17 protein-coding genes and 1 pseudogene are annotated in these 20,166 nt (G+C 56.1%); 13 read left to right on the forward strand and 5 right to left on the reverse strand.

Going from position 1 to position 20,166, the window contains the following annotated elements:
- Positions 1–142 precede the first annotated feature (142 nt).
- The 10 genes and pseudogenes from gatC to QEP11_RS07880 all read left to right on the forward strand — a co-directional run bounded on the left by gatC (position 143) and on the right by QEP11_RS07880 (position 11,802).
- The gene (gene gatC / locus QEP11_RS07835) at positions 143–442 is read left to right on the forward strand and encodes an Asp-tRNA(Asn)/Glu-tRNA(Gln) amidotransferase subunit GatC (protein WP_284336080.1); all 300 of its coding nucleotides are present in this window, start codon (positions 143–145) and stop codon (positions 440–442) included.
- Between the two features lie 21 nt (positions 443–463).
- Positions 464–1,954 (forward strand): Asp-tRNA(Asn)/Glu-tRNA(Gln) amidotransferase subunit GatA, encoded by a 1,491-nt coding sequence (gene gatA, locus QEP11_RS07840; RefSeq protein ID WP_284336081.1) that lies wholly within the window; start codon positions 464–466, stop codon positions 1,952–1,954.
- 112 nt (positions 1,955–2,066) lie between these two features.
- Entirely contained in the window at positions 2,067–3,512 is a 1,446-nt protein-coding gene (gatB, locus tag QEP11_RS07845) for an Asp-tRNA(Asn)/Glu-tRNA(Gln) amidotransferase subunit GatB (RefSeq protein WP_284336082.1), read from the forward strand.
- Positions 3,513–4,469: 957 nt separating this feature from the next.
- On the forward strand, positions 4,470–5,117 hold the full coding sequence (locus QEP11_RS07850; protein WP_284336083.1) for a hypothetical protein: 648 nt from the start codon (positions 4,470–4,472) through the stop codon (positions 5,115–5,117).
- A 232-nt stretch (positions 5,118–5,349) separates the two neighbouring features.
- On the forward strand, positions 5,350–6,405 hold the full coding sequence (locus QEP11_RS07855) for a metal-dependent hydrolase (RefSeq protein ID WP_284336084.1): 1,056 nt from the start codon (positions 5,350–5,352) through the stop codon (positions 6,403–6,405).
- 580 nt (positions 6,406–6,985) lie between these two features.
- Positions 6,986–7,736 (forward strand): annotated as a pseudogene (locus QEP11_RS07860) (DUF817 domain-containing protein).
- 69 nt (positions 7,737–7,805) lie between these two features.
- Positions 7,806–8,663: a putative phage abortive infection protein gene (locus tag QEP11_RS07865; RefSeq protein WP_284336085.1), complete on the forward strand. Its 858-nt coding sequence runs from the start codon at positions 7,806–7,808 to the stop codon at positions 8,661–8,663.
- A 282-nt stretch (positions 8,664–8,945) separates the two neighbouring features.
- The gene (gene pdxY / locus QEP11_RS07870) at positions 8,946–9,809 is read left to right on the forward strand and encodes a pyridoxal kinase PdxY (protein WP_284336086.1); all 864 of its coding nucleotides are present in this window, start codon (positions 8,946–8,948) and stop codon (positions 9,807–9,809) included.
- Between the two features lie 259 nt (positions 9,810–10,068).
- Positions 10,069–11,067, forward strand: a complete 999-nt coding sequence (locus QEP11_RS07875) for a hypothetical protein (protein ID WP_284336087.1) — start codon at positions 10,069–10,071, stop codon at positions 11,065–11,067.
- 189 nt (positions 11,068–11,256) lie between these two features.
- Complete coding sequence (locus QEP11_RS07880; protein WP_284336088.1) at positions 11,257–11,802, forward strand: GNAT family N-acetyltransferase; 546 nt, start codon at positions 11,257–11,259, stop codon at positions 11,800–11,802.
- Positions 11,803–11,881: 79 nt separating this feature from the next.
- On the opposite strand, the gene QEP11_RS07885 is transcribed toward QEP11_RS07880, so the two are convergent.
- The 3 genes from QEP11_RS07885 to QEP11_RS07895 all read right to left on the reverse strand — a co-directional run bounded on the left by QEP11_RS07885 (position 11,882) and on the right by QEP11_RS07895 (position 15,734).
- Positions 11,882–13,876: an OPT family oligopeptide transporter gene (locus QEP11_RS07885; protein WP_284336089.1), complete on the reverse strand. Its 1,995-nt coding sequence runs from the start codon at positions 13,874–13,876 to the stop codon at positions 11,882–11,884.
- A gap of 298 nt (positions 13,877–14,174) precedes the next feature.
- The gene (locus tag QEP11_RS07890; RefSeq protein WP_284336090.1) at positions 14,175–14,342 is read right to left on the reverse strand and encodes a hypothetical protein; all 168 of its coding nucleotides are present in this window, start codon (positions 14,340–14,342) and stop codon (positions 14,175–14,177) included.
- A 315-nt stretch (positions 14,343–14,657) separates the two neighbouring features.
- Positions 14,658–15,734 carry a GGDEF domain-containing protein gene (locus QEP11_RS07895; protein WP_284336091.1) on the reverse strand — a complete coding sequence of 359 codons (1,077 nt, stop codon included), beginning with the start codon at positions 15,732–15,734 and terminating at the stop codon, positions 14,658–14,660.
- A gap of 363 nt (positions 15,735–16,097) precedes the next feature.
- On the opposite strand from QEP11_RS07895, the gene QEP11_RS07900 reads away from it, so the two are divergent.
- Complete coding sequence (locus QEP11_RS07900) at positions 16,098–17,576, forward strand: aldehyde dehydrogenase family protein (RefSeq protein ID WP_284336092.1); 1,479 nt, start codon at positions 16,098–16,100, stop codon at positions 17,574–17,576.
- 99 nt (positions 17,577–17,675) lie between these two features.
- Complete coding sequence (locus QEP11_RS07905) at positions 17,676–17,909, forward strand: hypothetical protein (protein ID WP_284336093.1); 234 nt, start codon at positions 17,676–17,678, stop codon at positions 17,907–17,909.
- Between the two features lie 59 nt (positions 17,910–17,968).
- Here QEP11_RS07905 and QEP11_RS07910 read toward each other — a convergent pair whose 3' ends face one another.
- Both QEP11_RS07910 and pyrE read right to left on the reverse strand, forming a co-directional pair.
- Positions 17,969–18,598 (reverse strand): DUF4124 domain-containing protein, encoded by a 630-nt coding sequence (locus tag QEP11_RS07910; RefSeq protein ID WP_284336094.1) that lies wholly within the window; start codon positions 18,596–18,598, stop codon positions 17,969–17,971.
- Positions 18,599–18,654: 56 nt separating this feature from the next.
- Complete coding sequence (gene pyrE / locus QEP11_RS07915) at positions 18,655–19,353, reverse strand: orotate phosphoribosyltransferase (protein WP_284336095.1); 699 nt, start codon at positions 19,351–19,353, stop codon at positions 18,655–18,657.
- Here pyrE and QEP11_RS07920 point away from each other — a divergent pair.
- A complete protein-coding gene (locus tag QEP11_RS07920) occupies positions 19,352–20,164 on the forward strand; it encodes an exodeoxyribonuclease III (protein ID WP_284336096.1) in 813 nt (270 codons plus the stop codon). The two genes, pyrE and QEP11_RS07920, sit on opposite strands and share 2 nt — an antisense overlap.
- Positions 20,165–20,166 lie beyond the last annotated feature (2 nt).

Raw genomic sequence — 20,166 nt, forward strand, 5'->3', positions numbered from 1 at the left:
TTCTGCACAATCCCAACCATTCAGAGATGGTCAAAGATGGTAATCGCGCAAAGACCAGATAATACCGTATCCCCTGTGAATAACTCATGGCGGTACACACCGCCGGACAGCTTTACATCCGGTTTCCCACCGAAGAAAACATATGGCACTCACCTCGAACGACATTGACCGCATCGCCAACTTGGCGCGGCTCGAACTCTCAACCGCAGAAAGTGAGCGCATGCTCTCTCAACTTAACGGCTTTTTCGGCATTGTCGAGAAGATGCAGGCTGTGGACACTTCGGGCATCCAGCCCCTGGCACACCCCGTTGCCGCCATCCAGGACGTGGTTCTACGCCTGCGTGAGGACGAGGCTTGGGAAGCCAACCAGCGCGAAGCCAATATGCAAAATGCGCCCGCCCAAAGCGAAGGCCTGTTCCTCGTCCCCAAGGTCATCGAATAAGTGCAAGGCAAATCACACGACATGAGCAATACTGAACTGCATAACCTGGGTGTGGCCGAGCTGGCAGCCCGATTGAAGAACAAAGAAATTTCTGCGGTCGAAGCCGCCCAGCACTTTCTAGCCCGCGCCAAACAGCACCAAAACCTTGGTGCCTTTGTGTCTATCAACGAAGACGTGACCCTGGCCCAGGCCAAGGCTGCAGACGCCCTGATTGCCGAAGGCAAGGGTGGCAAGCTGGCTGGTGTGCCGATTGCCCACAAAGACATCTTTGTCACCAAAGACTTTCCCACGACCGCAGCGTCCAAAATGCTCGAGGGCTACCAGTCGCCCTTTGACGCCACCGTGGTGACCAAGCTGGCCAACGCCGGTGTGGTGAACCTGGGCAAGCTCAATTGCGATGAATTCGCCATGGGCGGCGCGAACGAAAACTCTGCCATCGCACCTGTGGGCTTTGATGCCGCACAGCCCGTGCGCAACCCCTGGAACACCGAGCGCGTGCCTGGAGGTTCTTCCGGCGGCTCTGCCGCAGCCGTGGCTGCCCGCCTGGCACCCGCAGTGACCGGCACCGATACCGGTGGCTCCATCCGTCAGCCCGCGTCGTTTTGCGGCATTACTGGTATCAAACCCACTTATGGCCGTGCCAGCCGCTACGGAATGATCGCTTTTGCCTCCTCGCTGGACCAGGCCGGCCCCATGGGGCGCAGCGCCGAAGACTGCGCACTGCTGCTCAGCGAGATGTGCGGCTCTGATCTGGACCGCGATTCCACCAGCCTGGACATGCCGGCCGAGGACTTCACCACGAAGCTCAACGACAGCATTGAAGGCCTGCGCATTGGCATTCCTGCCGAATTCTTTGGTGAAGGTCTGAGCGCCGATGTACGCTCTGCCATCGATGCCGCTTTGAAGGAGTACGAAAAGCTGGGGGCCAAGCTGGTTCCCATCAGCCTGCCACGCACCGAGCTGTCTGTGCCGGTGTACTACATCCTGGCCCCTGCGGAAGCATCGTCCAATCTGTCACGCTTTGACGGTGTGAAGTTCGGCCACCGCGCGGCCAACTACAGCGACCTCAACGACATGTACAAAAAGACTCGCGCTGAAGGCTTTGGCGACGAGGTCAAGCGCCGCATCATGATTGGCGCCTATGTGCTGTCCGAAGGCTATTACGACGCCTACTACCTGCAAGCGCAAAAGATCCGCCGCATGATTGCCGACGACTTCCAGACCGCGTTCAAGGAATGCGACGTGATCGCCGGTGCCGCAGCGCCCACCACGGCTTGGGCCATTGGAGGCAAGGCAGACCCTGTGTCGAATTACTTGGCCGACGTGTTCACCCTGCCCGCATCGCTGGCTGGGTTGCCCGGTTTGAGCCTGCCCGCAGGCTTTGGTGATGGTGGCATGCCCGTGGGCCTGCAGCTGATTGGCAACTACTTTGCCGAAGGCAAGTTGCTCAACGCTGCGCACCGCTTCCAGCAAGCCACGGACTTCCACCTGCAACGCCCCGCAGGCATCTAAAGCACCCCTGCCAGTGCATGCAGCCGCAAAGCCGCAGATCTGCCACGGCAGCACTCTCGGGAGCCTTTGCACTGGCACCACGTATTGATTGCAGCAAGGACACACACAGCACATGACTGCGAAACTGATTCAGGGCTACGAAGTCGTCATCGGCTTTGAAACCCACGCCCAACTGGCGACCAACTCGAAAATCTTCAGCCGTGCCAGCACCGCTTTTGGTGCCGAGCCCAACACCCAGGCTTGCGCCGTGGACCTGGCCCTGCCCGGCACGCTGCCGGTGATGAACAAAAAAGCGGTGGAATGCGCCATCAAGCTTGGCCTAGCGCTGGGCTCGCACATTGCGCCGCGCAGCATTTTTGCGCGCAAGAACTACTTCTACCCTGACTTGCCCAAGGGCTACCAAATCTCGCAATTCGAGATTCCCGTGGTGCAAGGCGGTGAGGTGAGCTTCTACGTGGGTGACAAACAACACACCGTGCGTCTGGTGCGTGCTCATCTGGAAGAAGATGCAGGCAAGTCCGTGCACGACCAATTCCCCACCGAGTCGGGCATTGACCTGAACCGCGCAGGCACGCCGCTGCTGGAAATCGTGACCGAGCCCGACATCCGCAGTACCGAAGAGGCCGTGGCCTACGCCAAGGAACTGCACAAGATCGTCACCTGGATCGGCATTTGCGACGGCAATATGCAGGAAGGCTCGTTTCGCTGCGATGCCAACGTGTCGGTGCGCAAACCCGGCGCGCCCCTGGGCACCCGCCGCGAGATCAAAAACCTGAACTCGTTTCGCAACATGCAGATTGCCATCGACTACGAAATTCGCTGGCAGATCGAGCAAATTGAAGACGGCTACGATATCCAGCAAGCCACGGTGCTGTTCAACCCCGACACGGGTGAAACCCGCGCCATGCGCACCAAGGAAGATGCTGCCGATTACCGCTACTTCCCCGATCCCGACCTGCCACCGCTGGTAGTGGCCGACAGCTGGGTACAGGCCGTGAAGGCCGATATGCCCGAACTGCCCCGTCACATGGCTGCCCGCTTTGTCGAGCAATACGCACTGCCCGAGTACGACGCCACCACACTGACGCAGTCGCAAGAAATGGCCGCCTACTTCGAGCGCACCGCCAAGGGCTGCGAACAGCCCAAGCTGGCCTCCAACTGGGTGATGGGTGAAATTTCGCGCCGCCTGAACACCGAAGAAATTGGTATGGATGCGGTCAAGGTGAGCAGCGACCAATTGGCTGCCATGATCCGCCGCATTGCCGATGGAACCATCTCCAACAACGCGGCCAAGCAAGTGTTCGAAGTCCTGTGGAGCGGTGAAGGCAGCGACGTTGACGCCGTGATTGAAGCCAAGGGCCTCAAGCAGATGAACGACACCGGTGCGCTGGAGAAGATCATTGACGAGGTGATCGCCGCCAACCCCGGCAATGTGGAGCAATACCGCGCTGGCAAGGACAAGGCGTTCAATGCACTGGTCGGACAGGTGATGAAAGCCTCCAAGGGCAAGGCAAACCCTGGCCAGGTGAACGAGTTGCTCAAGGCCAAGCTGGCCTGACACTGCTACAGGCGCGTCGCGCAAGACGTGCCTGTAGCGCCAGATAATTCTCAAAGCCGCAGGCAGCATTTCCCTGCGGCTTTGTTGTTCTTACCCTTTGCGCGTGATGCTGGTTTGCAGTCTGCGCCTCTGTGCACTGAGATTTGCTATGAAAATTTCTGCACTCTTCGCGAATGCTCCCCCCATCGAATCCGAAAGAGAGCGCAACCTCTTCATCAAATTTTTTGCCGGCTACTTCTTTAACGAAATTCACACCAGGCGACTCCAAGCGCATTGCCCTGTTTAACTGCTATGTCCAAAAGGCCTCGGGTCACAATGAAGAAGCTGCAGAGCCACCGGAGGCCAAGGGGGCCAGCGCCGCCAAGCGCTGCCTTCACCAGCTTGCCGTATCGGCAGGATCTTGCTGTCATGTGTGATTGATCATAAGTGCGCCATTACATGGAATCACGGTTGATGTTGTGTGAGCAGCTCTCGCAATCGCGCATAAGTCAGCATACTTTTTGCCTTCTGCTTAAGAAGGAAAATTTTGTTGGTATCAGCCCTTATGCTGGACTAGAAAAATATTTCTATTAACTTTCTAACGACTGCTGCGAAGCGTCAGAAAAAATTGGACAAATAGCCAACCTGCCATCCCCCCCAAAAGCCCAATTCCTTATTTCAAAAAACCAGACAGCAGAGTCTCTGCCTCTCTTCCATTTTTAATTATCAAATTCAGACCAACTCAATGTAGCGACCAAGTGCAGTAAAAATTCAAACAAAAAAACTCATAACAATACAGAACTTATACGAAAATTATAAAACCACATACCGAAGAATTGATTTTTTATATTCTACATATCAAATAACAGCTTTTCATTTTTCGATTGAAAAAAAGCTTTGAAACTCGTAAAAACGCTAAGAAACAAACTGTGTGCCGCCTACCTATGATACGAAAAACATTCTGAGGATGCTGCAGTGATGCAAACGAAATGGTTGTACATAGTTCATTGGGTGCGTGTTTATTACGGTATTTATTTACTGTATTCTGGAGTGCGTTATGCATTGACGGGTTTTGTGCCAGAGATTCCTGGGGTAGGCGGCCAGTGGGTGCAGGCGAATGCGGATATTTATATTTACCAGTTCGTTAAATACCTAGAAATTGTGGCGGGCGTCATGATTTTGACCAACCGCTTTCCACTGCTGGGTTTGATTTTGGAGATGCCCACCACGGTCAATGTGTTCTGGCTCAATACCTTCATTGTGGCCACGCCGCGCCAGTTGTTTACGGGGCCGCATGAGTTGGTGATGAATGGCTTTTTGCTGCTGGCGTATTCCGGCTGGATTTACGCTGCCGTCAAGCCCAAGCTGCAACCGCTGTGGTTGTGGGATCACCGTTATGCCTACCAAGCACAGGGTGCATCGCCCCCGGAGCAAAAAACCACTGGCGGCAACAAGAAGTTTGCTGTGATGGTGTGCGTGGCACTGACCGCAGTGCTGTTCATTGGCTCCACAGGCTTGTTCTATGCCGAGTACCGCCCCATCCGCAACCGCGATTTGACGGCATATGTGGGCGCTTGGATATGGATGCTGTACCTGATCTGGAAAGATAAAACCACCAAGGTTTAAAGCTTCGGCAGCAGGCTGTCATCCGAGGGGCTCGAGGCAATCTTGAGCCCCTTTGCTGTTTGTTCCAGCGGGCGACGCATGATGTTTGGCGTCAAGGAGGAGAAGAGCCTTTCGTGCCAAAGGCTGTGTGCAGGTCCTTTGCAAATGCGGCAGCAGTGCTGAGGTGCACAACTTTGTCTCCACAATGCATCAGAAAAACCTTGCAGCGTGCCCATGCTGCACACTCCTGCGCATGGATTCTCTGACACAAGCTGTGCTGGGTGCCTGCGTGACGGTCGCTGTCATGGGCAGGCGTACTTCCTTTGCCAAAGCTGCACTGATTGGTGCCGCGGCAGGCACGTTGCCAGATCTTGATGTGGTGATCGACCATGGCGACGATTTGCTCAACATGGTGCGCCACCGGGCGGAGTCGCATTCGCTGCTGTTTCTGGCACTGCTCTCACCGCTGTTCGGCTGGCTGACAAACTGGTGGCTGCAACGCAAAGCCCCATCCGGAGAGTCCAGCCATACACGGTGGTGGACGCTGGCATGGTTGCTGACCTTGATCACGCATGTGGGCATTGATGCCATGACCAGCTATGGCACGCAGTTCATGCAGCCGTTCACCGACGATGCTTATGCGGTGGGCAGCATGTTCATCATTGATCCGCTGTACACACTGCCGCTGATCGTGGGGCTGGTGTGGTCAGGACTGCGTGCGCGCAAGGGGCATGCGTGGCAGGCACCAAATGCGTTGGCGTTGACCTTCAGTTGCATGTATTTGCTGTGGAGCGTGGGCGCACAGCACCAGGTGCGCAACGTGGCCCGGCTGGCACTTGCCGCACAGGGAGTACAGCACGTGCCAGACGACCAGTTGTTCGTTTATGCCACGCCATTCAACACCGTGCTGTGGCGGGTGCTGGCGATCACGCCCACGCACAGCTACGAGGGCTTTTACAGCCTGTTGAACCAGAGCCGGTACCTCTCCCTGACCGCCACAGAACGCGGTAGCGAGCACCTGCAGCGCTGGGGCAATATACCTGCGGTACAGGCCATGCAGCGCTTCACCCAGGGCCCCATCCGCATGGAACTTCGCGACGGCCGCGTGCTGCTGACGGACCTACGCATGGGTCAGGAGCCGCACTACAGCTTTGTCTTCGACCTGGGCACGCCCGCGCAGCTGGATGCCGGCCAGACACAACCGCACAAGGTCAGCGACGTGCTGTCGTCAAGCTTCAGCCTGCCCTCTCTGATAGACGGCATCCTCGGCCGCGATCTGCATGTACCTGCCGCGGCGGCAGCACCCTGAGCGCAAGCCTCCGGCATGCCAAAAGTTTTCTAAAAGAGAGCGCCTAGCATTTGCTGCGCAAGCGCTACCAGCCCATTTCATTAGAAACCTTCAATTACCCGGCGAACACTCCACATCCGCCATCCTGTGTAGTGTGCCTTCGCGCCCCAACACGTGCACGGGCCATGGCACGCACGCCGTCTGCTTTCCTTCGCACTTTCAGCTACCTGTTTGACCGCAGCGACACAGAAACCAAGGGAGTTCAACCTGACAGCCCGTCGCAAGCGGCGTCTTTTCTTTGCACGGTTTCTTGTGAAAAAGCAAAAGAAATCGGATTGCCACCGGTCGACTACCGTCCCTTGCCAATAATTTCCGGACAGTGCCAATAAATCAAAAGCCCAAGCTACCAGTCCCCCACTCCAGCAGGCAACAAACCTAATTGCATCCCTTCACCGCACCAGCCCTGCCACAAGGCGCAAGGCATACTTCCTCATCCCAACGCCATCCACAGCCTCCCTCTCGCATGTCCGCCGCCTCTGCCGACCGCCCACCTGTCAGCGCCAGCACACTGGCATCTTTCAACGCGCTGGACCATTTCCTCATGTACCCACCCTGTCACTGGCAACCGCGCGGTCTACAACGGGCAGGGCTAGAGTTTCTGTGGTTCGGCATCAAGGAGGCGCGCAGCTGCCTGTTCGTGGGCCTGTTCTTCCTGGCCGTTTTTGTCGTACCGCGCACTGGTGTGCTGGGACTACCGCGCTACGACGTACTGCTGCTGGCGGCCCTGACCATCCAGATCGCCATGGTGGCAGCCAAGCTGGAGACCTGGGATGAACTCAAGGCCATCTCCCTGTTCCACCTGGTGGGCTTTGCAGCTGTGGGGCGTCCCGCTGTTTTCAGGCTTCATGTACGCGGCAGTGGGCAGCTACATCATTCAGGCCTGGCGTTTGTTTGACCTGCGCATCCGTCACCATCCACCACACTGGATGGCGGCGCTGATTGCAATGCTGATCTACGCCAACTTTTTCGCTCACCATTTCATCGGTGATTACCGCTGGTACCTGGCTGCCTGCGCCCTCGGCCTTTACGCACGCACTAGCGTAGTCTTCCGTCCTCTGGACCGTGATCGCCAGATGCCGCTGCTGCTGGCCTTTGTGCTTATCGGCTTCTTTATCTGGCTGGCCGAGAACATCTCCACTTTCGCCGGGGTCTGGAGCTACCCCAACCAGCTCGGTGCCTGGTCGGCCGTGCACGTGGGCAAGTGGAGTTCATGGTCCATGCTTGTGATCATGACTTTCACCATCGTGGCCAACCTTAAGCACATCAAAGCAAAGATCCATGTACCTAGTTAAAGTAAGCCTCTAACCACCCACCTCCCCGAACATCTACACTGTCCACCACAAGCATAGAAATCCCCGAATATGTTCAAAAAAGCGTGGGAAGAGATTCATCTGCTGGAGCTGATCGCCGTCTTTTTGCTGGTGTGTACCGTCTGGTTCTACGGCAAGGCCTATTTGAACTTTGAAGCCAACTACAGCACCTGGCTGAGCGCTGCCAACAACGGCGAAGGCATGAGCCGTGCCGAAGCGCTGGGTCTTTCAGGTGACTTTTTGGGCGGTGTGCTCAACCCGATCCTGAGCTTTTTCTCGTTTCTGGCCTTGCTGTTCACCTTGCGCCTGCAGCGGCGTGAACTGAATGCCACCATGGATGAATTGAAAAAGTCCACTCTGGCCGCCGAGGCCAACGTGCGCCTGTTTACCGAGCAGATTCGTTCGCAGCGGCTGGACGCTTTCGAGAACACGTTTTTCTCCCTGCTCAAGCTGCACAACAGCACATTCGAGACCATCAACGAGCCATTGTCTGCCGAAGGCGATCTGCCTGCGGGCAGCATCTTGCAACGTCTGATGGCTCAGGCGCGCAGCGAGGACTCTCTGGTTGCCGCACGCGGCGTGCTGATGGCCGACCACAGCGAGATTGATCACTTCATCTCCATCTTGTTCGAGATGCTGAAGTTCATCGACCAGAAATACCCGGAAGACTCGCACAGTGACCGCATGTTCTACGCGAACATCCTCAAAGCCATCATCAATCAGGATGCATTTGAGGCGGTAGCCATGTACGCCGCAACACACGATGCACGAGACCCGTTTTTCGAGTTCAAGCAGTTGATCGAGAAGTACGAGCTGCTGCAAGAGCTGGATCTGGGCGCAGCCAAGCATAAAAAGTTTGTGGCGGGTTATGCGCAGTTTTTCCCGCAGTTGCACCCCGCATCGAGTTGACTGCAAAAAAATCAGTTTTTTGCACGCGCTTCCATGCGGCTCTTGCGCAACCTCGTCGCTTGCCACATGCGCGAGTGTTGACGCGAGAAAACTTCATACAAGCACCACGCCAGATGCTGGCGCCGCATTGCAGCAATGGTGACTGCAAATACATGTGGTGAGGCGCCCCTTTTTTGTCACAGCAAGCGTGTTCGCTTTTGCGCACAGCAATGCGCAGCCTGTGGCACAGCGCTACCATCGCTGACTTCGCGTTTGATCGCCATCACGCAATGGCCTGCAGCTATGAACATTCTCTCCATCCAGTCCCACGTCTCTTACGGCCACGTCGGTAACTCTGCGGCGGTGTTCCCGCTGCAACGACTGGGACATGAGGTCTGGCCTGTGTACACCGTCAATTACTCCAACCACACGGGATACGGCCAGTGGGGCGGATCGCCCATTCCTGCCGGTGAGGTGGCTGCCATCATTGATGCCATGGAGCAGCGCGGCGCACTGGCACAGGTGGATGTAGTGCTCAGCGGATACCAGGGTGGGGCAGACATTGCCGATGCCATCCTGTCCACCGTGGCCCGTGTGAAAGCGCTGAACCCTCAGGCCACTTACACCTGCGATCCAGTCATGGGCAACGCCAAGTCTGGTTGTTTCGTGAATCCGGCCATTCCGGTGCTGCTGCGCGAGCGTGTGGTGCCTGCGGCCGACCTGGTGACCCCCAACCAGTTCGAGCTGGGCTATCTGGCAGGTATGACGGTCAACACCCTGCACGAAACACTGGCAGCAGTGGATGCCGTGATGCACATGGGCCCACGTGCCGTGCTGGTGACCAGCGTGCACCGCCCGGATGCGACACCAGGCACCATTGAAATGCTGGCTGCCGACGCCACTGGCGCATGGCTGGTAGCCACACCTCATCTGCCCTTCAAGGCGAATGGCTCGGGCGACGTGACAGCGGCGCTGTTTACCGCCCACTACAGTCAGCACTTCGGTGCCGGCGGCTCTGCCCGGCTGGCGCTGGAGCGCGCCACCGCCAGCATGTTCGAACTGCTGCAGCGCACCCACACTTCAGGGCAACGCGAGTTGCAACTGGTACAGGCCCAGGAAAGCTATGTGCAGCCAGTGGTGCAGTTTGTGGCCCAGCAGATCCGGTGATTGGCCTACACACCGCGAGCTGGTTGCTGCAAATGCCCTCGCACTGAAAACATTTTCTAAGCGGCGTTGCCGTTGAATGGATGCGTTTGCGTGCACTTCCTGCCAACAGCAGTCTGTACACCTCTTGCATGGCAAACGTATCAAATCATCTGCAGATGTAAATAAGTACGACAGTCACATTGGCTTCCTAGAATCCTGCGCGTTGCCCGGACCTTAGTCCAAGATTCGGGCCTGTTAAACGGTTCACGCAAGGAGACACATGCCGTTGTTACGCAAAATCGAAGACGTCTTTGTTCAACTGGTTCGCATCGTATTGCTGGCTTTTTCAGTATTGGTACTGGTGGCAATGGGCTCCTACCTCTGGGACAAGACCATTGGTAAAAAGGAGGATGGAACTTCCAGCTCTGTCTCCTGGGCAGACCTGAAGCCTGACATGAAGTACGTGGTTGAAGAGACGGGCCGGGACATGGGCATGAGCACGCCTGATATGGCACTGCAAGACAGCCTCACCAACCCTCAATTGCGTCCCGCCTTCAAGCAAGCCGACGCCCTGGTGCGCAGCTTTGTGGCACTCAAGCCTGAGCACCACGCTGAAATTGAGAAAAATAATGAGTCCAAAGGACTGGCCGACCTGAATCCCCTGCTGGTAGGCGACAGCATTCCCAGCAAGGAACAGATTGAGGCGTATGTCAAAGAGCAAGAAGCCAAGGCAAAGGCTGAGGAAGAACGCCTGGAGCGCCTGCTGGGCATAAGCGACAGTGAAGAAGCTGCCGTTGAGGCCGGCACTGAAGCCGCTGTGGCCGCTGCAGAAGCCGCTGTGGCCGCTGCAGAAGCTGCCGCCTGCTGCAGCAGCGATGAAGCATATTGGACCGAGCCGGTGGACGTTGCCAAGGTGCTGCACGAGCGCGCCTCACAAGTGCAGTCTGAATATGACGCCAAGGCCTATGAAACATTTGTGTTGGGCGCTCCCAAAGCCATTGAGTTGGTGCTCAGTGATGCCAAACTGGCTCCGAAGTTGCATGACCAAACCATTTCTCGCCTGGTAGACATGGTGCTGACCAACTACTCCATCAGCTTCTCGCGTGCCGTGAGCGAGCAAGATGACTCCGAAAGCCTCTGGGACAGATTCTTCAACTCTCTGGAGTTGACATTGTGGAGCCTGATCATGAGCTTCTTGGTGATGGTGGTGTTCGTGGTGATGACCATTCGCATGGAACGCCATCTGCGCCGCATCAGCGAGCAAGGCAAGTCCTCGTAAACCGCTCATGGTCGCCCGACGCAGCAATGCTCGGGTCATCCAGGCACCACGGCCGATGACCGCTTGCGGCGCTTCGGCCTTCTTTCTTTTCCTTAGCGTTGCTCGCCTACACACTGGTCACTTGACGAGCCTGTTCAATCGAAACTGCCAGCGCCACAATCACGTACATCATCCAGATTGAAAGCTGCCATGGAACTCACGCTGCTACGCGAACGGGACGCAACCCAACTGTGGACTTTTGAAAACCAGCATCGCGCCTACTTTGAAAATTGGATCAATGCGCGACCTGGTAGTTTCTATACACCAGAAGGCTTTGACCAAGCGCTGCAAACCGCTCTGCTTGAGCAAGCTGCTGGCCACGCTTTTCATTATTTGATCTGGATGGGCGGAGAGTTGGTGGGCCGTATCAACCTGACTCAGGTGCGCCGCGACCATTTCTATAGTGCAACCCTTGGATACCGTATTGCTCCTACCCATAGTGGCCAGGGGCTGGCTTCTGAAGCTGTGCGCCAGATCATGCAAAAGGCTTTTCAGATTCACGGCTTGCAACGCCTGGAGGCCACTGCGCGCCCGGAAAATCCGGCATCGATCCGCGTGTTGCTGAAAAATGGTTTTCACCAGTTCGGTCATTCACGCTGCAGTTTGCAACTGCATCGCCAATGGTTTGACTTGTTGTACTTTGAAGTACATGCGCAACCCAGCAGCCCGGAAAAGGCAGTAACAAACCGTCCATGAAAAAGGAGCATCTTGCAGCTAACGCTGCAAGATGCTCCTCAAATAGGCTAGCAGGCATCCTACCTGCCAAAGCAGGTACTTATTTTCGCAGTACGCGACGGTAGAAGAATGCAAACAGGGCTGCAAAGCACACCAGCCCCAGCCACATGGCAGGAGCAAAACCACTTCCAACCAGAGCCAGCGGCGCATCGCTGCCACTGAAACCAATGACGGCGGCAATCAGCAAGCCCATCAGGCTTTCGCCAACGATGAGCCCGGAGGCCAGCAGCAAACCACGCTCTTCTGCAGCAACTACCCAGTCTTTGCCATTACGTTCACCATAGCTGCGGATGGCGCGCTGGATCAGCCAGCCCAGTACCGCCCCCAAAGTGAGCGTCATGCCAATCGTGGGAGGCAAGTAAATGCCCAAACCTACAGCCAGAGGCGGCAAAGCACCTTTCCCGAATTTGCGCAGAAACACATCTGCAATGATCGCCACCACACCCAACGCCACACCCAGGCCCAGCATGGTCCAGTCAAGATTGCCGGTAAAGATGCCGTTGGCGATCTGGGTCATCAAGGTGGCCTGAGGGGCAGCCAGAGCCTGTGCAGGGTCCATGCCTTCACGCGGCAGAGCACCTGCAAAGCCATAAGCGTTGTAGAGCAGCTCCAGCACAGGAGGAATGACGGCTGCCCCCACCAGGCAACCAATGATCAGCACCAACTGCTGGCGCCACGGTGTGGCCCCCACAAGGTAGCCGGTTTTCAGGTCTTGCAGGTTGTCATTCGAGATCGCCGCCATGGCCAGCACGGCAGAAACCATGAACAACACCAGCGCAACACCAAGCTGGCCGGAAACGCTATCCGCAAATGAAGGCACCATCGCATGCAATGCCAGCAATGACAGGCCCATCAAAATCGTGGCAATGATGCCGATGCCCGAAATGGGGCTGGCCGATGACCCCACCAATCCAGCCATATAACCGCAAGCCGCTGCTACCAGAAAGCCGAACACGGCAGCAAACAGCACACACAACGCACTCAACCCATAACGCGCAGCCGCTGACAACTCTGGCATGTGCTGACCGATGAAGTAGTCGACCACGCCAAACAGCACGGCCAGCGCCGCCGCGCCGATCAGCAGCATCCAGCTGCGTGGCATATCACGATCGGTTTCGTCAACCTCGGCAGAGATGGTCGAGGCATGAGCTGGCTGCTTGCGGATGGCTTGAATAATCGGCTTGAGCAAGGTGCACACCGTCCACAGCGCCGAAATACCAATCACACCAGCCCCCAGAAAGCGAGCCTTGCTGGCCCACAGCTGGTTAGCCATATCTGTGAGCGCCATGCCATCCGCGGGTGTGGAGACGGCCATCAACCATGGCACTGCAATCACCCAGCACAGCACCAGCCCCAACAACACGGCGGCCCCAGCGGCAGCGCCCATCAGATAGCCCGCTGCAAGCAAAGCGGGCGAAAAACCTGCCGCAAAGCGAAACACCACTGATCCCGCAGGCACCCAGACATTGACTGCATCACCCAGCACGCGGAATCCACTGCTGAACAGACCAAACAATGCAGCCAATCCTGCGCCCCAACCCAACTCGCGCAAACCATTGCTTGGAGCAGCCCCTTCAACACGATGGCGCTGCGCCTCACCGACACGCAACACCTCCGCCGCGGCCACACCTTCGGGGTAAGGTAGATGGGGCGACTGCACAACCATCACACGACGCAATGGCACGGTGTAGAGCACACCGAGCGTTCCACCTGCAGCACAGATCAGTGCGGTCTGCCAGAAAGGAAACCCCGTCCACAGGCCCAACATGAGCAGTCCGGGCAGCACAAAGATCACGGATGACAGCGTGCCCGCTGCCGAAGCTTGTGTCTGCACCAAGTTGTTTTCCAGGATGTTGGAGTCTTTGAAACGATACAGCAGCGCCATGGAAATGACGGCAGCAGGGATGGCTGAAGCAAAGGTCAGGCCGACTTTCAGCCCCAAATAGACGTTAGCTGCCGTGAACGCCAAGGTGATCAATGCACCCAGCAATACCCCGCGCAGCGTGAACTCTCTCACTGGTTTTATGGTTTTCATGGCTGGCAATAGTAGGTGCTTACGCATATGCAGCATGCGTGTGTACCAAGAATCCCAGATGCTTGTCAGTACAACTGAATAATTTTCTTGTTTTATTGCTCAAAAAATGAGAAAGCCAGCCCAGTGCGCTTGGATGCCACCACAAGGTGGTACTCAGCAATGGCCGCCAGATACAAACAACATACAAGCTAGCCTCACCGCACTGTGCTTGTGCCTGCATTTTTTGGCTTTAGATCTGCAGTTTGCGCATCACAGAACAACGTCTGTGCCCTTCATACAGAAAAAAGCCCTCTGTCTGTTACCAGACAGAGGGTGGCAGGCGCAGCATGCATTCAGCGGCGATGTCCTTGGCGACCTGGACCACCATGGCGGCCGTGATGTCCCTTGTGTCCATGACCACTGGCCCCCGGCCCCTTGTGTCCATAGGCACTATGTCCGCGATCACCATGATGGTGGCCATGCCCATGAGGCGGCAGCACACAAGCTGTCAGCAAAGTCGTCGCCGCAATCAACGCCAATATATTTTTCATCGTTGTTCCTTTCACATACAGCGAAAGTTTAGAGGCAGCTCAAGCTGTGCATTGTGAGCGGCGGTAAGCAATGTGAAGACGCTTGCTGCAAGCACTGCCGACTATGCGCGAGGCCATATGCGCCATTTAGAGTCGCTGACATAACCCAGCAAAGCGAAGATTTCCGATTTGAGACGGGGCGAGAAACTGCAGGCTGTACGAGCGTTCGACAAGGCGAAGCAAGGACGTATCAAGCGTTGTGTTAGCGAGTCTTAGCACGCTCCTGACAGCTCTCCAATGTGTGTGCTTTCTTCTTTTGTCTGATACAGGGCCACATCTGCACGGTGCAGCACCATATCCAGCGTGTCTGTTTCATACACCTGAGCCACACCAAAGCTTGCACTGCAAGAGGCCAACGCAGAGGACCCCAGCAAGGCTGCTTGAATACGCACCAGCAAGGCTTGCGCTTGCGCTATATCCATTCCCCGTAAAACCATCACAAATTCTTCAGCAGCAACACGTGCTACAAGATCACCGTCACGCACCGAACCTTTCAGCACCATCGCAAATTCCTGGGCTACAGACTTGTGCGTGCCATTAATACTTCTTTGCAGCCGCGCAATGTGCTTGAGTTCACACAAGATGAAAACCGTGGACTCTCGCTTTTCCTGCACACTGGAAAAAGCAGCATCCAGGCCCGCACGGTTGAGCAGCAAAGTAGATGCATCTCGGTATTGCGCGGTGCGAGGTTTGGAAGCTCCATCACGCAATACGCATATCATCATCATGCAGCTGACCAGCACACCCATCAACTGCATGCTCAGCACCAGCATGGATTGCGTCAAAACCCATGGCATGAGCAAAACAAAAGCGGCAGAAAAACTATAAACACCGCGTAACAGCTGGTCTGCACGGTGTCGACCTGCAGCGCGCCACACCTCGGGCAGCACGTAAGTCAGCACAAAACCAATGGCCAATGCACCAAGAACGAAACGTGTTTGCGCACTCCAATGAGCCTCTGCGCTAAGCCAAGATGCGAGCAACATGAGCACGGAGAGCAGTATCGCCACATGGGCTTTCGCGGATTGACCAAAGCGCATGGACATAGCCTGTGCCACAGCCCAGGCAGAGCACCAGAACGCCCAAACGCCCACCGCACCTGGCCCCCATGGCAACCCGGGCATTGCGTCCATGGAGCCGCCCCAGCCAAGCAACCCCATTGCCGCAGCCTGCCACAGCAGGTACAGGTGTCCCCGCCGCTGGCTCCACAGCAGCGTCAAACTCACTGCGGCAAGCGCAATGAACAAAGGAATTCCAACTAGGAGGTGCGTGATTTCGAGCGAACCCATGTAGCTAACCGGACGAATCCAAACATACAAGAACTTGTATTTCAAATCTTTAGTTACAAGAAGGTAGCGCCAAGATGCAAAAAAAAATGCAAGACAAATACCTCAACTGCTCAAAACGTACAAATCTTGACAATCAAACCCCGCTTTCCTACACAAAACATACGAAGCCACACACATAAATCGCAATAAATCAAGCAACAGGCTTTGGCAAAACGAAAGAAACTGCGACAGTCCTCAATGGCGCTTTTACATAAAGCCGTCCCAGACTCTTCAGCTTGAGGCACGATGCAACATGCCGTATCAACGGTCTTCACCCGCAAGTTCGCACTTGCGCTGCTTTCTGTTTTGCCAAGGATGTGCCTTATGACCACTATCTGTGCCACTTATTCGCAACTCAATCGGCTGTATCTCAACGGTCAGTGGGTTGAAGGCCAGTCTGCCCTCCTCAACACAGACACCAATCCCTTTAACGGGGAGATGCTGGTCCAAATACAGCAAGCCACACCAGCGCAGTTGCATGCAGCGTACGAGGCTGCACACCGCGCTCAAAAAGCCTGGGCGCAATGTGCCCACCAAGAACGCTCAAGCCTGCTGCTGCGCGTGGCGCAAGTGCTGGACACACGCGCCGAAGAAATTATTGGGTGGATCATTCGGGAGTCAGGCAGTACACGCCTGAAAGCCCATATCGAGCTGATAAGCGCAAAGGGCATGGTGCTGGAAGCGGCCAGCTATCCCTCTCGCATGCATGGTGACATTCTGGCGCCGCTCTTTCCAGGTCAGTCCAGCCGCGTCTATCGTGAACCTTTGGGCGTGATAGGCGTGATCAGCCCTTGGAACTTCCCTTTTCACCTCAGCATGCGTTCTGTTGCGCCAGCACTGGCAACCGGCAATACCGTGGTTCTGAAACCAGCCAGTGATACACCTGTCAGCGGCGGCACCTTGCTGGCCGCCATTTTTGAAGAGGCGGGTGCGCCCGCAGGCACCATCAATGTTGTGGTTGGCGCGGGTAGCGAAATTGGTGATGCATTTGTAGAGCATCCTATTCCACGCCTTATCTCCTTCACTGGCTCCACGCCCGTTGGCAAAGGGATCGGTGCCAAAGCCACAGGCGGGCATTACCTGAAGCGTGTGGCACTGGAGCTAGGAGGCAATGCGCCGATTGTGGTGCTGGACGATGCTGACATCGAAGATGCAGCAGCAGGCGCGGTGGCGGGCCGCTTTCTGCACCAGGGCCAGATTTGTATGAGCACCAACCGGGCAATTGTAGATGCCAGGGTGTACGAGCAGTTTGTGGCTGCTGTGGAGCGGCGCGTCAAAACCCTCAAATTTGGTGACCCTGATCTGATCGAAAACGTCATTGGGCCCATCATCAACGACAAACAGTTGGCCGATGTGCAAGCCAAGATTGCACGCGCACTGCAAGACGGAGCCCGACTGGTTGTAGGCGGTGAAGCTCAGAGCAATGTTCTGCCACCGCATGTGCTGGCCGATGTTGATCCTGCATGGAGCATCGCCAAAGATGAGACTTTCGGCCCTGTACTGCCCATCATTTGTGCACGCGGTGAAGCACACGCCCTCGAACTCGCCAATGCCACCGAGTTTGGCTTGTCCAGCTGCGTCTATACCAGGGACCTGGAGCGCGGCGTACGCTTTGCGCGCGGCATTGAGGCGGGCATGACCCATGTGAACAATATGTCCGTAGGTGACCAGCCCAATGCCCCGTTTGGCGGGGAGAAGAACTCGGGCTTGGGGCGCTTTAACGGCCACTGGATATTGGAGGAATTCACACGCACGCACTGGATCACTGTGCAAGAGCAAGGCAAAGCCCAATATCCGCTGTAAACAGCGTGCTTCGCGGCACAACACCTCTTGTGCGGCAGTCCAAGCCATGCCACATTGGTGTGAAACGCTTTGAATCCGTCTTTTTTGTGGAGAGATGCCATGACGACACCCGCCCCCATCAATTTGGACAAACTGCGCAATGCTGTACAGAAGTTTGGCGCCATGAGCTTCACCACCTCGCAGTTAGCCTCTGACTACCATCAGGACGAAAGCAAGGTAACAGAACAGGATGTACAGCGCTTTGAAGCCCTGCTGCATCGCCATGCGGCTTTGCTGGGCATCGCCCCTAAACCATCCAGCGCAGGTGGAGATACTGTCTGGCAGGCTCTTTGAACTGCTTGAACCTTGGCAAAAAACACGCTTTCAGCGTGTTTTTTTTACGCCATCACTTTTCAAAAAGACTTTGATGCCTCATTGTCAGCAGTCTGTGCCTGTGATTCCCACAGTGGCAACAAGCGCTGCAAGTCGCTATCAAAACGCCGATGAATGCGCCGCACCTCCTCGGTTTGAGCATCCAATAGCGCACGCTGGGCGAGCAGCGATTTTTGAATTTCTTCCTGGGAAGCACGCAGGCGTGCTGGGGCTTTGGCAATGTCTTGCTGGTAGAAAAGCAATTCTTCATCCAGTTGCCGCTTTTCTTTCTCCAGCGCCTCTAAACGCTCTCGCGCCAAGCCCTGCAACTCCTCCACCTGCATTAAAGCATTGCTGCGTGCCGCATCGTGCAATGCGCGTTTCGGATAGCGTGCCAGCAAAGCAGCATCACGGCGGCGTTGCTCCTGCGCACGCTGCACCACCAGCTGTTCCTGGCGCCGTTGCTCCAGACGTTGTGCCATCTCCAACTCGGTCAGCGCGGGGCCAAGACGCTTTCGCTCAGCCCCAGAAGGGCTGAGCACACGCTGCTCTCGATCCGCACACTGGGGAATAGGTCGATCCGCCGTAATACGGTGCCCGGAAGCATCGATACAGCTGTAAATATTCAGTCTGGAAGTCGGTTGAGCCATCACCGTTGCGGTGAATGCCATGCTGCAAAAAACACAAAGTCCTAAATGTGCTGCCAACCGCATACTGAATAATTGATTTAGTCGTTCACTCCATAGCGTTGGCGATAAGACAGCACACGTTCGTGGTGTTGAGCCATTTCGCCCTCGCCCCCCCTTGATCCCAAATACGCAAGCAAATCAGACAGCGTCGCAATCGCACTGACCTGCAAGCCCAGCTGATTGCGCACATATTGCACAGCGCTGTGATCTACGTCTTGCCCATTCTCGGTGGCTTTCTCCTGACGGTCCAGCGCAATCGCCACCGCGTGTGGCGTAGCCCCCGCAGCCTGGATCAAGGCAATGGACTCACGCGCAGCCGTACCAGCGCTCATCACGTCGTCAATGATGAGCACGCGCCCCTGAAGGGGCGCCCCTACCAAAGTACCACCTTCACCATGATCCTTGGCCTCTTTACGGTTGTACGCGAATGGCACATTCTTGCCCATACGTGCCAATTCCACCGCCACAGTGGCTGCCAGGGGGATGCCCTTGTAAGCGGGGCCAAAGACCATATCAAACTCCATACCGCTGGCAACAATTGCTTTTGCATAGAATTCGGCCAAGCGGGCCATCTTGGCACCGTCATCGAACAAGCCAGCGTTGAAGAAATAAGGGCTCATACGCCCCGCCTTGGTCTTGAATTCGCCAAAGCGCAGCACCCCTGCGTCTACGGCAAACTGCACAAAATCTTGCGCCAGACGATTGTTTTGTTCCTGTTGCGCGCCACTGATAGCCATGGATTCTTCCCTTTTTAAATTGACCAGCCTCAACCTCAACGGCATCCGCTCTGCCGCGTCCAAAGGTGTGGAGGACTGGATCGCGGCAACCGGCCCGGATTGTATTTGCGTGCAAGAGGTCAAGGCCCAAGCTGCGGATATTGAAGGCAAATTCGATTCGCTTGCCGGCATGCGCGGCGTGTTCCATTTTGCGCAAAAGAAGGGCTACTCAGGTGTGGGCATCTACAGTCGCCACGAACCCAGCGATGTGATCGTGGGCTTTGACCCGGAAGAATTCGATGCTGAAGGCCGGTATGTGGAAGCACGCTTTGATACACCTTCGCGCAAGCTGTCCATCATCAGCAGCTATTTCCCCAGCGGCTCGTCGGGCGATGAGCGCCAGGCCGCAAAGTTCCGCTTTCTGGCAAAAATGCACGCCCACTTGATGCAGATGAAAGGTGAGCGCGAATTTATCTTGTGCGGCGATATCAACATTGCCCACCGCAAAGAAGATTTGAAAAACTGGCGTGGCAATCAAAAAAACAGTGGCTTCACACCCGAAGAGCGGGCATGGATGGACATGTTGCTGGCAGAAAATGCGAGCGGAGGTATCAAGGATGTGTACCGCTGCCTGCAGCCAGACACCACCGATGAATGCTACACCTGGTGGAGCAATCGCGGCCAGGCCTATGCCAACAATGTAGGGTGGCGTCTGGACTATCACCTGGCCACACCGGCCATGGCTGCCTTGGCACGCGCTGAAGCCATCTACAAGGGCGAAAAATTCTCTGACCACGCGCCAATGACGGTGGGCTATGAGATGAAGCTGTAAAC

The sequence above is a fragment of the Comamonas halotolerans genome (assembly GCF_030162935.1).
GTDB classification, from domain to species: Bacteria; Pseudomonadota; Gammaproteobacteria; order Burkholderiales; family Burkholderiaceae_C; genus Comamonas; species Comamonas halotolerans.

What these genes read in the sequence shown, in the direction of transcription:
- gatC (WP_284336080.1), top strand. Translation starts at nt 143, where the DNA reads ATGGCACTCACCTCGAACGACATTGACCGCATCGCCAACTTGGCGCGG.
- gatA (WP_284336081.1), top strand. Translation starts at nt 464, where the DNA reads ATGAGCAATACTGAACTGCATAACCTGGGTGTGGCCGAGCTGGCAGCC.
- gatB (WP_284336082.1), top strand. Translation starts at nt 2,067, where the DNA reads ATGACTGCGAAACTGATTCAGGGCTACGAAGTCGTCATCGGCTTTGAA.
- QEP11_RS07850 (WP_284336083.1), top strand. Translation starts at nt 4,470, where the DNA reads ATGCAAACGAAATGGTTGTACATAGTTCATTGGGTGCGTGTTTATTAC.
- QEP11_RS07855 (WP_284336084.1), top strand. Translation starts at nt 5,350, where the DNA reads ATGGATTCTCTGACACAAGCTGTGCTGGGTGCCTGCGTGACGGTCGCT.
- QEP11_RS07865 (WP_284336085.1), top strand. Translation starts at nt 7,806, where the DNA reads ATGTTCAAAAAAGCGTGGGAAGAGATTCATCTGCTGGAGCTGATCGCC.
- pdxY (WP_284336086.1), top strand. Translation starts at nt 8,946, where the DNA reads ATGAACATTCTCTCCATCCAGTCCCACGTCTCTTACGGCCACGTCGGT.
- QEP11_RS07875 (WP_284336087.1), top strand. Translation starts at nt 10,069, where the DNA reads ATGCCGTTGTTACGCAAAATCGAAGACGTCTTTGTTCAACTGGTTCGC.
- QEP11_RS07880 (WP_284336088.1), top strand. Translation starts at nt 11,257, where the DNA reads ATGGAACTCACGCTGCTACGCGAACGGGACGCAACCCAACTGTGGACT.
- QEP11_RS07885 (WP_284336089.1), bottom strand. Translation starts at nt 13,876, where the DNA reads ATGAAAACCATAAAACCAGTGAGAGAGTTCACGCTGCGCGGGGTATTG.
- QEP11_RS07890 (WP_284336090.1), bottom strand. Translation starts at nt 14,342, where the DNA reads ATGGGCATGGCCACCATCATGGTGATCGCGGACATAGTGCCTATGGAC.
- QEP11_RS07895 (WP_284336091.1), bottom strand. Translation starts at nt 15,734, where the DNA reads ATGGGTTCGCTCGAAATCACGCACCTCCTAGTTGGAATTCCTTTGTTC.
- QEP11_RS07900 (WP_284336092.1), top strand. Translation starts at nt 16,098, where the DNA reads ATGACCACTATCTGTGCCACTTATTCGCAACTCAATCGGCTGTATCTC.
- QEP11_RS07905 (WP_284336093.1), top strand. Translation starts at nt 17,676, where the DNA reads ATGACGACACCCGCCCCCATCAATTTGGACAAACTGCGCAATGCTGTA.
- QEP11_RS07910 (WP_284336094.1), bottom strand. Translation starts at nt 18,598, where the DNA reads ATGGCATTCACCGCAACGGTGATGGCTCAACCGACTTCCAGACTGAAT.
- QEP11_RS07920 (WP_284336096.1), top strand. Translation starts at nt 19,352, where the DNA reads ATGGATTCTTCCCTTTTTAAATTGACCAGCCTCAACCTCAACGGCATC.
- pyrE (WP_284336095.1), bottom strand. Translation starts at nt 19,353, where the DNA reads ATGGCTATCAGTGGCGCGCAACAGGAACAAAACAATCGTCTGGCGCAA.